Annotated in this window: 12 protein-coding genes; 10 read left to right on the forward strand and 2 right to left on the reverse strand. The window is 61.4% G+C overall.

Going from position 1 to position 12,570, the window contains the following annotated elements; genetic code table 11:
- Position 1 precedes the first annotated feature (1 nt).
- The 5 genes from TU82_RS13560 to trpE all read left to right on the forward strand — a co-directional run bounded on the left by TU82_RS13560 (position 2) and on the right by trpE (position 5,315).
- Positions 2–826 carry an ABC transporter permease gene (locus tag TU82_RS13560; protein ID WP_057723683.1) on the forward strand — a complete coding sequence of 275 codons (825 nt, stop codon included), beginning with the start codon at positions 2–4 and terminating at the stop codon, positions 824–826.
- Between the two features lie 216 nt (positions 827–1,042).
- Complete coding sequence (locus TU82_RS13565; RefSeq protein WP_057723684.1) at positions 1,043–2,191, forward strand: iron-containing alcohol dehydrogenase; 1,149 nt, start codon at positions 1,043–1,045, stop codon at positions 2,189–2,191.
- Between the two features lie 82 nt (positions 2,192–2,273).
- Positions 2,274–2,948 (forward strand): ribulose-phosphate 3-epimerase, encoded by a 675-nt coding sequence (rpe, locus tag TU82_RS13570; RefSeq protein ID WP_057723685.1) that lies wholly within the window; start codon positions 2,274–2,276, stop codon positions 2,946–2,948.
- A complete protein-coding gene (locus tag TU82_RS13575; protein ID WP_057723686.1) occupies positions 2,945–3,763 on the forward strand; it encodes a phosphoglycolate phosphatase in 819 nt (272 codons plus the stop codon). Before rpe ends, TU82_RS13575 begins: the two co-directional genes overlap by 4 nt.
- 70 nt (positions 3,764–3,833) lie before the next feature.
- A complete protein-coding gene (trpE, locus tag TU82_RS13580; RefSeq protein ID WP_057723687.1) occupies positions 3,834–5,315 on the forward strand; it encodes an anthranilate synthase component I in 1,482 nt (493 codons plus the stop codon).
- 134 nt (positions 5,316–5,449) lie between these two features.
- Here the strand turns inward: trpE and estP are convergent, their stop codons facing one another.
- Positions 5,450–7,375 carry an esterase EstP gene (estP, locus tag TU82_RS13585; RefSeq protein ID WP_057723688.1) on the reverse strand — a complete coding sequence of 642 codons (1,926 nt, stop codon included), beginning with the start codon at positions 7,373–7,375 and terminating at the stop codon, positions 5,450–5,452.
- A 420-nt stretch (positions 7,376–7,795) separates the two neighbouring features.
- Between estP and TU82_RS13590 the strand changes: the two genes are divergently transcribed.
- From TU82_RS13590 to TU82_RS13605, 4 genes are all read left to right on the forward strand, one after another.
- Positions 7,796–8,389, forward strand: coding sequence for an aminodeoxychorismate/anthranilate synthase component II (locus TU82_RS13590; protein ID WP_057723689.1), 594 nt, complete (start codon positions 7,796–7,798; stop codon positions 8,387–8,389).
- Positions 8,390–8,398: 9 nt separating this feature from the next.
- Positions 8,399–9,448, forward strand: a complete 1,050-nt coding sequence (gene trpD, locus TU82_RS13595) for an anthranilate phosphoribosyltransferase (protein ID WP_057723690.1) — start codon at positions 8,399–8,401, stop codon at positions 9,446–9,448.
- Positions 9,445–10,281 (forward strand): indole-3-glycerol phosphate synthase TrpC, encoded by an 837-nt coding sequence (trpC, locus tag TU82_RS13600; RefSeq protein ID WP_057723691.1) that lies wholly within the window; start codon positions 9,445–9,447, stop codon positions 10,279–10,281. Before trpD ends, trpC begins: the two co-directional genes overlap by 4 nt.
- A 101-nt stretch (positions 10,282–10,382) precedes the next feature.
- Positions 10,383–11,078 (forward strand): lipoate--protein ligase family protein, encoded by a 696-nt coding sequence (locus tag TU82_RS13605; protein WP_057723692.1) that lies wholly within the window; start codon positions 10,383–10,385, stop codon positions 11,076–11,078.
- Here TU82_RS13605 and crp read toward each other — a convergent pair.
- Positions 11,075–11,719, reverse strand: coding sequence for a cAMP-activated global transcriptional regulator CRP (gene crp, locus TU82_RS13610; protein ID WP_057723693.1), 645 nt, complete (start codon positions 11,717–11,719; stop codon positions 11,075–11,077). The two genes, TU82_RS13605 and crp, sit on opposite strands and share 4 nt — an antisense overlap.
- Positions 11,720–11,963: 244 nt before the next feature.
- Between crp and TU82_RS13615 the strand changes: the two genes are divergently transcribed.
- Positions 11,964–12,386 carry an OsmC family protein gene (locus TU82_RS13615; RefSeq protein WP_003210947.1) on the forward strand — a complete coding sequence of 141 codons (423 nt, stop codon included), beginning with the start codon at positions 11,964–11,966 and terminating at the stop codon, positions 12,384–12,386.
- Positions 12,387–12,570 lie beyond the last annotated feature (184 nt).

The following is a 12,570-nucleotide window of genomic DNA, read 5'->3' on the forward strand; positions in this document are numbered from 1 at the left end:
GATGCTGAGCCCTTATATGTCACCGGTGGAGCGGCTGTGGTTCTACAGCCTGCGGATTCTGTGTGGTCTGATCCTGCTGTTCCTGATCCTGCCGGTGCTGGTGATCATCCCGTTGTCGTTCAACAGCGGCAGTTTCCTGGTGTACCCGCTGCAGGGCTTTTCGCTGCAGTGGTATCACGACTTTTTCGCCTCGGCCGAATGGATGCGCGCCTTGCGCAACAGCATCATCGTCGCCCCGGCGGCCACGCTGCTGGCGATGGTGTTCGGCACGCTGGCGGCGATCGGCCTGACCCGTGGCAACTTCCCCGGCAAGGCACTGGTGATGGCTTTGGTGATTTCGCCGATGGTGGTGCCGGTGGTGATTATCGGCGTGGCCAGTTATTTGTTCTTTGCCCCGCTGGGCCTGGGCAACAGCTTTTTCTCGCTGATCGTGGTGCATGCGGTGCTGGGCGTGCCGTTTGTGATCATTACCGTGTCGGCGACCTTGCAGGGTTTCAATCACAACCTGGTGCGGGCGGCGGCCAGCCTGGGCGCGTCACCGTTGACCGCGTTTCGCCGGGTGACCTTGCCGCTGATTGCACCGGGGGTGATTTCCGGTGCGCTGTTTGCCTTCGCCACCTCGTTCGATGAAGTGGTGGTGACGCTGTTCCTCGCCGGGCCGGAGCAGGCCACGTTGCCCAGGCAGATGTTCAGCGGCATCCGGGAGAACCTCAGCCCGACGATTGCCGCAGCGGCGACGTTGCTGATCGGGTTTTCGGTGGTGCTGTTGCTGACGCTCGAATGGCTGCGCGGGCGCGGCGAAAAGCTGCGTACGGCCCAAGTCTGAAGCCCGGCACAGGTCAAAATGTGGGAGGGGGCTTGCCCCCGATGGCAGTGTGTCAGTCAGCAACTCTGATACTGATACACCGCTATCGGGGCAAGCCCCCTCCCACATTGGTTTTGTGTTCACTCAGATGATGACCATTCAGTTGCTGAATGCTAGGCAACCCGGAATCCCGAGCTACTCTTGTGCCAGCCCATCTCTCAATAAGAGGCCGCGCACATGAGTACTTCCTCATTCAAGATCGCCCATAAACTGCTCACTGGCGCCGGCGCCATTGAGCAACTCGCCGCCGAACTCACCCGCCTGGATGTGGATAACCCACTGATCGTCACCGATGCCGTGCTGGTCAAGTCCGGCACGGTGGCGCTGGCACTCGAGCACCTGGGCGGGCGCCCTTATGAAATCTTCGACCGCGTGCTGCCCGACCCGGAAATCGCCATTGTCGAAGACTGCATGCAGGCCTACCGCGATGGCGGGCACGACGGCCTGATCGGCGTGGGCGGCGGCAGTGCCATCGACATCGCCAAGAGCGTGGCCGCTTACGCCGGTTACCACGGCGCCCTGGCGGATCTGTTCGGGGTCGACCAGGTACCGCGCAAGGGCCCGCCGTTGATCGCCATCCCCACCACGGCGGGCACCGGCTCGGAAGTGACCAACGTGGCGATCCTCTCGGACAAGGTCGCGCAGCTGAAAAAAGGCATCGTCAGCGACTACCTGCTGCCGGATGTGGCGCTGATCAGCCCGCAAATGACCCTCACATGCCCGCGCAGCGTCACCGCCGCCAGTGGTGTCGACGCGCTGGTGCATGCGATTGAGTCCTACCTGTCGCTGAATGCCTCACCGATTACCGATGCCCTGGCGATCGGCGCCATCAAGCTGATTGCCGGCGCATTGCCCAAGGCTTACGCCAACCCGGCCAACCTGCAGGCCCGTGACGACATGGCCACCGCCAGCCTGATGGCCGGCATGGCCTTCGGCAACGCGGGTGTGGGTGCGGTGCATGCGCTGGCGTATCCGTTGGGCGGCCGGTTCAACATCGCCCACGGCGTGAGCAACGCGCTGTTGCTGCCCTATGTAATGCACTGGAACAAGCTGGCCTGTGTCGAACGGATGCGCGACATCGCCCAGGCGATGGGCGTGAATGTCAGCGCGCTGAGCGTGAACGACGCTGCCGACCAGGCTGTCGAGGCGATGACGCGACTGTGCGCCGCCGTCGAGATCCCGGCCGGCCTGCGCAGTTTCGGCGTGCCTGAGGAGGCTATCCCGGCGATGGCCACTGAAGCGGCGGGTATCGAACGCCTGATGCGCAACAATCCGCGCCAGCTCAGTGCGGCCGATATCGAGAAAATCTACCGGGCGGCGTACTAGCCGTTGAGTGAGGTCACGGTGCGCAGGGCAAAGCTGAGGTATACAATGCGCGCCATCGTGATTTAGCTCAAAAAGGTGCGTCATGCAGCCCTTCGTCATTGCTCCATCGATTCTCTCCGCCGACTTCGCCCGCCTGGGCGAAGAAGTGGACAAGGTGTTGGCCGCCGGCGCCGACTTCGTGCACTTCGACGTCATGGACAACCACTACGTGCCCAACCTGACCATCGGCCCGATGGTCTGTGCGGCGTTGCGCAAGTACGGGATCACCGCACCGATCGACGCGCACCTGATGGTCAGCCCGGTGGACCGTATTGTCGGCGACTTCATCGACGCCGGTGCGACCTATATCACCTTCCACCCGGAAGCCACCCTGCACGTCGACCGTACCCTGCAACTGATCCGCGAAGGCGGCTGCAAGGCGGGCCTGGTGTTCAACCCGGCCACACCCTTGAGCGTGCTGGAATACGTGATGGACAAGGTCGACATGGTCCTGCTGATGAGCGTCAACCCGGGCTTCGGCGGGCAGAAGTTCATCCCTGGCACCCTGAACAAGCTGCGCGAAGCGCGGGCGCTGATCGACGCGTCGGGCCGGGAAATACGCCTGGAAATCGACGGTGGGGTCAACGTCAACAATATTCGCGAGATCGCGGCCGCAGGTGCCGATACGTTCGTCGCCGGCTCGGCGATCTTCAACGCCCCGGACTACCAGGAAGTGATCGCGAAGATGCATGCCGAACTGGCGCTGGCGCGTCCATGAGCGGCTTTGAGCAGCTGTTCCCTGGCAAATTGCCACGGCTGGTGATGTTCGATCTGGACGGTACCTTGATCGACTCGGTGCCCGACCTTGCGGCGGCGGTGGACCAGATGCTGCTCAAACTGGGGCGCAAGCCTGCGGGGATCGAGGCGGTACGCGAATGGGTCGGCAATGGCGCACCGATGCTGGTGCGCCGGGCGCTGGCCGGCAACATCGACGCCAGCGGTGTGGATGAGGTGGAAGCCGAACATGCCCTGGAGCTGTTCAATGCCGCCTATGAAAGCAGCCACGAACTGACGGTGGTGTACCCCGGCGTGCGTGACACGCTCAAGTGGTTGAGCAAGCAAGGCGTGGAAATGGCCTTGATCACCAACAAGCCGGAGCGCTTCGTCGCACCGTTGCTGGACCAGATGAAGATCGGCCGGTATTTTCGCTGGATCATCGGCGGCGACACCCTGCCGCAGAAAAAACCCGACCCGGCGGCGCTGTTCTTCGTGATGAAGATGGCGAACATTCCGGCGTCCCAATCGTTGTTCGTGGGCGATTCGCGCAGCGATGTATTGGCGGCAAAGGCCGCAGGCGTGCAGTGCGTGGCCTTGAGTTACGGCTACAACCATGGCCGGCCGATTGCCGAAGAATCGCCGGCGCTGGTAATTGATGACCTGCGCCTGTTAATCCCCGGTTGCCTGGGCGCGGGCGCTGAGATAACGTTGCCCGATATCGATCCGTCTCCTTCTGGAAATCCCGTCGTGGTGGTCACCCGCAAACTCTGGATGAAAGTCATCAAGGCCCTGGCCCGCTGGCGTTGGCGCGCCTGACTGATCCTGGCCGCTTGTTGCGGCACGTTTGCCTACCTGACCGATTGACCCTCACACCACGAGGCACCTGATGATCCGCGAAGAATTCCTGCGTTTGGCCGCTGCCGGCTACAATCGTATCCCCATGGCCCGGGAAACCCTGGCCGACTTCGACACGCCGCTGTCGATCTACCTGAAACTGGCCGACGAGCCGAACTCCTACCTGCTGGAGTCGGTACAGGGCGGTGAGAAGTGGGGCCGTTATTCGATCATCGGCCTGCCGTGCCGCACCGTACTGCGGGTGCACGACCATCATGTGAGCATCGCCCATGATGGCGTCGAGATCGAAAGCCATGACGTAGACGACCCGCTGGCCTTCGTCGAGGCCTTCAAGGCGCGCTACAACGTGCCGACCATTGCCGGCCTGCCGCGTTTCAACGGCGGCCTGGTGGGGTATTTCGGTTATGACTGCGTGCGCTACGTGGAGCAGCGGTTGGGTAAATGCCCGAATCCGGACCCGCTGGGCGTGCCGGACATCCTGCTGATGGTCTCCGACGCCGTGGTTGTGTTCGACAACCTCGCCGGCAAGATGCATGCGATCGTGCTGGCCGACCCGTCCCAGGCGGATGCCTACGAACAGGGCCAGGCCAGTCTCGAAGCGCTGCTGGAAAAGCTGCGCCAGCCGATCACGCCGCGTCGTGGCCTGGACCTCAGCCGACCGCCTGCCGCCGATCCGGTGTTTCGTTCCAGCTTCACGCAGGCGGACTACGAACGCGCAGTGGATACCATCAAGGAATACATCCTCGCCGGTGACTGCATGCAAGTGGTGCCGTCGCAACGGATGTCGATTGATTTCAAGGCGGCGCCGATTGACCTGTACCGGGCGCTGCGCTGCTTCAACCCGACGCCCTACATGTACTTCTTCAACTTCGGTGACTTCCATGTCGTGGGCAGTTCGCCGGAAGTGCTGGTGCGCGTCGAGGACAACCTGATCACCGTGCGCCCCATCGCCGGCACGCGCCCGCGTGGCGCCACCGAAGAAGCGGACCTGGCGCTGGAAGAAGACCTGTTGAGCGACGCCAAGGAAATCGCCGAGCACCTGATGCTGATTGACCTGGGGCGTAATGACACGGGACGTGTCTCGGAAATCGGCTCGGTGAAGTTGACCGAGAAGATGGTCATCGAACGGTATTCCAATGTGATGCACATCGTGTCCAATGTCACCGGTGAGCTGAAAGCCGGGTTGACCGCGATGGACGCACTGCGCGCCATTCTGCCGGCCGGTACTTTGTCGGGCGCGCCAAAGATTCGTGCGATGGAAATCATCGATGAACTGGAGCCGGTCAAGCGGGGCGTCTATGGCGGCGCCGTGGGGTATTTCGCCTGGAACGGCAACATGGACACCGCGATTGCGATCCGCACGGCGGTGATCAAGGATGGCGAACTGCACGTGCAGGCCGGTGGCGGCATTGTGGCGGACTCGGTGCCGGCCCTGGAATGGGAAGAAACCCTGAACAAGCGCCGGGCGATGTTCCGTGCGGTGGCCTTGGCCGAGCAGACCCCACAGGACTGAAGCCAAATGTAGATCAAACTGTGGGAGGGGGCTTGCTCCCGATAGCGGTCTGTCAGTTCATGATGTGCTGGCTGACACATTGCTATCGGGGGCAAGCCCCCTCCCACATTGGTTTGTGTTGGTTTCAGGATTGGCTAGAAATCCAGGCTCACCCCGACACTGACCCCTTGCTGGGTCAGGTTGTCATCTTTCCTCAGGTTATAGGCCGCCCGCAACGCCAGTTCCTGCGTCAGCTTGTGGCTGACCCCCAGGCTCAAGCGATCCGAATTGCTGCGCGGGGTGTAGCCGTCCAATTTGAAGTCGATCCCCGGCACGCTGTTGAGCGCGATGTTGACCTTCTGCGTGTCGTTCTCGAACTCATGCTCATGGGCCACTTCCCCAAACACTTGGGTCTGCGGGGTGATGCGGTAGCTGCCCTGCAAGCCGACGCCTAGACGCTTGGAATCACGCTGCTGGTCGTCAAAGGTCAGGGCGGTGGAGCGGCTGTCTTTTTCCGAGTAGCCGTTCACTTCGACGCGCGCGTAATCGGCGCTGATGAAGGGCGACAGGTGCCAGTCACTGCCCGGCGCGGCGATGTCATACCCCACGCGGCCGCTCAAGGCCCAGAGCCAGCCATCGGTGTCACCTTTCTCCGACCCTTCGCTGACGCCCAGGGCGAACTTGCGCTTGAGGTTATCGAAGTCCAGTTTGCCGCCGGTCAAGGCCGCATCGGCCCACCAGTGATTCTGCTGATATTGGGCGAACGCGGTGCCCATGTAGCTGTTGAGCTTGTAATCCGAATCGCTGGCGCCGGCTTCCAGTGTCTGGCGATACAGGCCCGCGGCGACGCCTACGCGCCAGGCTTCGTTGAGTCGGTAGCTGCCGCCGATATTGAGGTTATAACCGCTGCCATCGCCGCTTGCCGAGCTGTTCTGGTCGTCGAAATCCAGGCGCTGGCCACCGCCTGCCACGATCGCTCGCCATTGGCCGACGGCTTGCCAGTGGCCGGTGTCTGCCTGCCATTGATTGCGCAACTCATCCTGGTGAGCGCGCAATGTGCCCTGGGCCATTTCCGGCAGCAGCGTGATTTCCCATGGCGCGGCGAGCAGCGAATAGGCGTAGTCGGCGATCAGCCGTTGCCCGGCTATGGTCGGGTGGACCGAGTCGTTATAGATCAGCCTGGTCGGGTCCGGGTTGGTGCCACCGATGCCGTACACCGGATTGGCGGTGCAACTGTTGCCACTGAAGCAGGTGCCCGTGAGGTTCTGCCCGGTGGCGAGGCCGAAGCGGGCCGGATTGGCGAAGGCTTCGTTCAATAACAATGGAATGTTCAGCGGGATGACCTGCGCATCGATCTGCGACAGGCGCTGTACCAGGGATTGGTTGAACACAGCGCTCAGGGCCGACGTCGCTGCCTGCTGCGGGGTGCCGTTGACGGCCGGCGTCAGGCCGATGTCGGGCAGCATCCATACCATGATGTAACGCGCACCGGCTTGTTGCAGGGCCTGGGCACTGTCAGCCAGTCGCCCGCCGGCGGCGACCGCTTGAGCGGGGCTGAGTACGCGACCCTGGAGGAAGTCATTGCCGCCACCGGACAGAAAGTACAGCGCATTCGGATCGGCCAGCCCGCCGTTTGCCGGCAGGTAACCCTGTCGACTGCGCAGCACCGTGCCGCCCCCTGCATTGCCGGGCGGGATCGCAGCGTTGGAGACCGTCGTGATGGAGTCGAGGATATTGTCGGTACGGTAGCCGCCGACCGCCCAGTTGTTTCCGTCCGGCAAGCCCTGGACCGCGCGCACCGGTGAGGTGGAGGCATTCAGGTCGTTTGGTGCTACACCCAGCTTGGCGCCGAGCAGCGTCGAAGAAACCAGACCATAGTCGCCCTGGAATGTCGGCCCGGTACGGTTGGTGAAGCGCAGGGTCGATCCGGCACTGCCGTCGGGAAACTGGCCGGCATCGGCCAGGCTGTCACCGAATACCACCATGGTTGAGTAGGGTGATGACGGTGCTGCGTGGGCCTGTGCGCAAGCCAGGGAAAGCAAGCCGGCGGCCAGGGGCGCGAAGAACGGGGTTCTGAGCATGGAAAATTCCATTGAGTTGTTTTTGTGTCGGAACCGAAACACTAGCAAAGTATCGAGCGTTTTCTATAGCGTAAAACCGAATTTCCCCGTGGCATCGCATCGAGCTCGGCCCGTATTTGCGGCGCCATATTGCACCGCTGGCGAGGCTACGTTACTGTGCCTGAACGTATGAATGAGACCCTCCCCGTGTTGATCATCAGCAAACTCTTGATGCGAGTAGTCAAGGCACACGCCCGTTGGCGTTGGCGCGCCTGACATTTTTCTCCGCCGGCCTGGCCGGACCTGTACCGATTTGCCTTCTTCACCCTGTTTGACGCCCCTTGCCGCTCACCCCGGCAACCGGAACGTGCGTCTGGCAGCGGGCCACACGCTTTGAAGGCGGTCATTTGAAATCAGTGAATTCAAGAGGTTTGAACCCACATGTTGCTGATGATTGATAACTACGATTCCTTTACCTACAACGTTGTGCAGTACCTGGGCGAGCTGGGTGCCGAGGTCAAGGTGGTGCGCAACGACGAACTGACAGTCGCCCAGATCGCCGCGCTGAATCCGGAGCGCATTGTCGTATCGCCCGGTCCATGCACGCCGACCGAAGCGGGTATCTCGCTGGAAGCCATCCAGTATTTTGCCGGCAAGCTGCCGATCCTGGGCGTGTGCCTGGGCCATCAGTCCATTGGCCAGGCCTTTGGCGGTGACGTGGTGCGTGCGCGCCAGGTGATGCACGGCAAGACCAGCCCGGTGTTTCACAAGGACCTGGGTGTATTCCAGGCCCTCAACAATCCGGTGACCGTGACCCGTTACCACTCGCTGGTGGTCAAGCGCGAAACCCTGCCCGAGTGCCTGGAGCTGACGGCCTGGACCCAGCTGGAAGACGGCTCGGTCGACGAGATCATGGGCCTGCGCCACAAGACACTGAATATCGAAGGGGTGCAATTTCACCCTGAATCGATCCTGACCGAGCAGGGCTACGAGCTGTTCGCCAATTTTCTCAAGCAGAGCGGCGGCACGCGCTAAGGACTTTCCATGGATATCAAGACTGCCCTGGGCCGTATCGTCGGCCACCTGGACCTGAGCACCGCTGAAATGAGCGATGTGATGCGCGAGATCATGACCGGTCAATGCTCCGATGCGCAGATTGGCGCCTTTATGATGGCCATGCGCATGAAGAGCGAAAGCATCGACGAAATCGTCGGCGCCGTGTCGGTGATGCGTGAACTGGCGGACAAGGTCGAACTCAAGACCCTCGACGGTGTGGTCGATGTGGTCGGCACCGGCGGCGACGGTGCGAACATCTTCAACGTCTCGACGGCGTCCTCGTTCGTGGTCGCGGCAGCCGGTTGCACCGTGGCCAAGCATGGCAATCGCGCGGTGTCCGGCAAAAGTGGCAGCGCCGACTTGCTGGAAGCCGCCGGTATCTACCTGAACCTGACGCCGGTACAGGTGGCACGCTGCATTGACAGCGTCGGCATTGGTTTCATGTTTGCCCAGTCCCACCACGGCGCGATGAAACACGCCGCCGGCCCGCGCAAGGACCTTGGCCTGCGCACCCTGTTCAATATGCTCGGCCCGCTTACGAATCCGGCCGGTGTGAAGCATCAGGTCGTCGGGGTCTTCAGCCAGGCGTTGTGCCGACCGTTGGCCGAAGTGCTGCAGCGCCTGGGCAGCAAGCATGTGCTGGTGGTGCATTCCAAGGACGGCCTGGATGAATTCAGCCTGGCCGCACCGACCTTCGTGGCGGAATTGAAGAACGACCAGGTCACTGAATACTGGGTCGAGCCTGAAGACCTGGGCATGAAGAGCCAGAGCCTGCACGGCCTGGCAGTGGAAAGCCCGGCGGCGTCGCTGGAATTGATTCGCGATGCGCTGGGGCGACGCAAGACCGAGAACGGGCAAAAAGCGGCGGAAATGATTGTGCTCAATGCTGGCGCGGCACTTTACGCAGCGGACCATGCCTATAGTCTTAAGGAAGGTGTGGCCTTGGCCCACGATGCACTGCACACCGGTCTGGCTCGCGAGAAACTCGAAGAACTCGGAGCATTCACCGCCGTATTCAAGATGGAGAATGAAGCATGAGTGTTCCGACCGTTCTGGAAAAGATCCTGGCGCGCAAGGCTCAAGAAGTCGCCGAGCGCCGTGCCCGTGTGAGCCTGGCCGAGCTGGAAAGCCTGGCGAAAGCAGCCGATGCCCCGCGCGGCTTTGCCAATGCATTAATTGCCCAGGCCAAGTTGAAGCAACCGGCGGTGATCGCCGAAATCAAGAAAGCCTCGCCGAGCAAAGGTGTGATCCGCGAGCACTTCGTGCCACACGAAATCGCCGTCAGTTATGAAAAGGGCGGGGCGACCTGCCTGTCCGTACTGACCGATATCGATTACTTCCAGGGTTCCGACCTGTTCCTGCAGCAGGCACGCGCCGCGTGCAAGTTGCCGGTGATCCGCAAGGATTTCATGGTTGATCCTTACCAGATCGTCGAAGCTCGCGCCCTGGGCGCCGACTGTGTGCTGCTGATCGTTTCCGCCCTGGATGACGTGAAGATGGCCGAGCTGGCCGCCGTGGCCAAGAGTGTCGGCCTGGATGTACTGGTCGAAGTGCACGACGGCGACGAGCTGGAGCGCGCACTCAAAACTCTCGACACCCCGCTGGTGGGGGTCAACAACCGTAACCTGCATACCTTCGACGTCAGCCTGGAAACCACCCTGGATCTGCTGCCGCGTATTCCGCGTGACCGCCTGGTAATCACTGAAAGCGGCATCGTCAATCGCGCCGACGTTGAACTGATGGAAATCAGCGAGGTGTATTCGTTCCTGGTCGGCGAGACGTTCATGCGCGCCGAGAACCCAGGGGCGGAGTTGCAGCGTCTGTTTTTCCCGGAGCGTGGTGTGGCGCTCAGCGGTTCGACCCTGGATTGATTCCTGCGCGCTCGGTATATTTTTGAAATGCAGTAAAAAGTGTGGGAGGGGGCTTGCCCCCTCCCACATTGGTCTTGTGCTTATTCAGGTAGGTCAATGTGATGACTAAGCTGGTGTCGATGACTGTGGAGGCAGGACTTGCCGCGGAACAAGCGCTTCTGGCTGCCGTCTGCGCCGGTGAGCAGGAATTCGGCCTGTTGTTCTGGCAACCCCACGATCAAGCCTTGGTCATGCCGCGCCGTCTGAGCCGATTGCCGGCCTTCGAAACGGCCAGCCAGGTTTCGGCAGACGCCGGTTGGCCGGTGTTGTTGCGCGAAACCGGTGGTGAGCCGGTGCCGCAGTCCGCCGCCACGGTCAATATCGCCCTGGTCTACGCGCCCCCGCGCAGTGAAGGTGATCAAGGGCGCATCGAAACCGGCTACCAACGGTTGTGCCAGCCGATTTGCGATGTGTTGATCGAGTTGGGCGGCACTGCATCCGTCGGCGAAATCGACGGCGCGTTCTGCGACGGTCGTTACAACGTCAATCTCAACGGCCGCAAAATGGTCGGCACGGCCCAACGCTGGCGGCAGAGCGGTGGCCGCCCGGTGGGGCTGGTGCACGGTGCCTTATTACTGGACAACGATCGCGATGAATTGATTGCGGCGGTCAATCGTTTCAATGAGGCCTGTGGCCTGGAGCAGCGGGTGCGCGCCGAGAGCCATATCGCGCTGCACGAAGTCTTTCCTGTGCCGGACGTGATAGCCCGACTCGACACCTTGTACCGTAGGATGTTGGCGGACTTGCTGCCAGGTTAACGGGTGCCGAACACCACCATCGTCTTGCCTTTGACGTGCACCAGGTTGCGCTCTTCCAGATCCTTGAGCACGCGACCCACCATTTCCCGCGAACAACCCACGATGCGCCCGATTTCCTGGCGCGTGACCTTGATCTGCATGCCATCGGGGTGGGTCATGGCGTCGGGTTGCTTGCACAGCTCCAGCAGGCAGCGGGCGACACGCCCGGTCACATCGAAGAACGCCAGATCGCCGACCTTGCGCGTGGTGTCCCGCAGGCGTTGGGCAATCTGGCCGCTCAACGCATACAGGATGTCCGGATCCTGTTGGGCCAGTTCGCGAAATTTCGTGTAGCTGATCTCGGCCACTTCGCACTCCACCTTGGTGCGCACCCAGGCGCTGCGCTGCTGCTCCTTGCCTGCCTGTTCGAACAGCCCAAGTTCGCCGAAGAAATCCCCGGTGTTGAGGTAGGCAATGATCATCTCGCGACCGTCTTCGTCCTCGATCAGGATAGTGACCGAGCCCTTGATGATGAAGAACAGAGTTTCGGAGCGCTCGCCCGCGCAGATGATGTTGTGCTTGGCCGGATGACGCCGGCGCTGGCAATGCATCAGCAGCTTGTCGAGGTTCTTGATCTTGGGTGTGGGAGTAAGAGCAACCATGGTTGTATCCCGAAAGACTGCGCGATGGGGTTGGATTTTTTTTATCAGCGGCACCGGCACTGATGCACGCTGTACAAACGATGGCAATGCGCCATTGATTTGGCGCCAGCTTACCAGACACATTCTGACTCGATTAGCGTATTTCACCGGCAAACGCTGTTATTGATCGTTTTAATGCAGGGCGCTGCCGTCCCGGGGCCCTGTGCTAAGCTGGCGACCCTTTTTTAGCAGTGGAGTCTGGGCGATGAAGGCACGCATCCAATGGGCGGGCGAAGCCATGTTCCTCGGTGAATCGGGCAGTGGCCACGTGGTGGTCATGGACGGCCCGCCGGAAGCCGGTGGCCGCAACCTGGGTGTACGCCCGATGGAAATGCTGCTGCTGGGTGTCGGCGGTTGCAGTAATTTCGACGTGGTCAGTATCCTGAAGAAATCCCGTCAGGCCGTGGAAAGCTGCGAAGCCTTTCTGGAGGCCGAGCGCGCCACTGAAGACCCCAAGGTGTTTACCAGGATCCATATGCATTTTGTGGTCAAGGGTCGGGCGCTGAAGGAGGCGCAGGTCAAACGTGCCATCGAACTGTCGGCGGAGAAGTACTGCTCGGCCTCGATCATGCTCGGCGCGGCCGGTGTGGCCATCACCCATGATTACGAAATTATCGAGTTGGGTTGATCGTGGATCGACGGGCAAAAAGAAGGGCGCTTTGATAGCGCCCTTCTTACATGATCATTCCCACGCTCTGAACTGACCCCCAAAGGTTGGACACAACTTGGGGGTGTCATGGTTAAGTATACAGAACAGGCAAAACTCGCGGCGGTGCAGGACTATTGCGCAGGCAGTGCTGGCTTGAGGGATG

Source organism: Pseudomonas orientalis (genome assembly GCF_001439815.1).
Taxonomy (GTDB): domain Bacteria; phylum Pseudomonadota; class Gammaproteobacteria; order Pseudomonadales; family Pseudomonadaceae; genus Aquipseudomonas; species Aquipseudomonas orientalis.

What these genes read in the sequence shown, in the direction of transcription:
- trpC (WP_057723691.1), top strand. Translation starts at nt 9,445, where the DNA reads ATGAGTGTTCCGACCGTTCTGGAAAAGATCCTGGCGCGCAAGGCTCAA.
- TU82_RS13590 (WP_057723689.1), top strand. Translation starts at nt 7,796, where the DNA reads ATGTTGCTGATGATTGATAACTACGATTCCTTTACCTACAACGTTGTG.
- trpD (WP_057723690.1), top strand. Translation starts at nt 8,399, where the DNA reads ATGGATATCAAGACTGCCCTGGGCCGTATCGTCGGCCACCTGGACCTG.
- TU82_RS13560 (WP_057723683.1), top strand. Translation starts at nt 2, where the DNA reads ATGCTGAGCCCTTATATGTCACCGGTGGAGCGGCTGTGGTTCTACAGC.
- TU82_RS13565 (WP_057723684.1), top strand. Translation starts at nt 1,043, where the DNA reads ATGAGTACTTCCTCATTCAAGATCGCCCATAAACTGCTCACTGGCGCC.
- trpE (WP_057723687.1), top strand. Translation starts at nt 3,834, where the DNA reads ATGATCCGCGAAGAATTCCTGCGTTTGGCCGCTGCCGGCTACAATCGT.
- rpe (WP_057723685.1), top strand. Translation starts at nt 2,274, where the DNA reads ATGCAGCCCTTCGTCATTGCTCCATCGATTCTCTCCGCCGACTTCGCC.
- crp (WP_057723693.1), bottom strand. Translation starts at nt 11,719, where the DNA reads ATGGTTGCTCTTACTCCCACACCCAAGATCAAGAACCTCGACAAGCTG.
- TU82_RS13605 (WP_057723692.1), top strand. Translation starts at nt 10,383, where the DNA reads ATGACTAAGCTGGTGTCGATGACTGTGGAGGCAGGACTTGCCGCGGAA.
- estP (WP_057723688.1), bottom strand. Translation starts at nt 7,375, where the DNA reads ATGCTCAGAACCCCGTTCTTCGCGCCCCTGGCCGCCGGCTTGCTTTCC.
- TU82_RS13575 (WP_057723686.1), top strand. Translation starts at nt 2,945, where the DNA reads ATGAGCGGCTTTGAGCAGCTGTTCCCTGGCAAATTGCCACGGCTGGTG.
- TU82_RS13615 (WP_003210947.1), top strand. Translation starts at nt 11,964, where the DNA reads ATGAAGGCACGCATCCAATGGGCGGGCGAAGCCATGTTCCTCGGTGAA.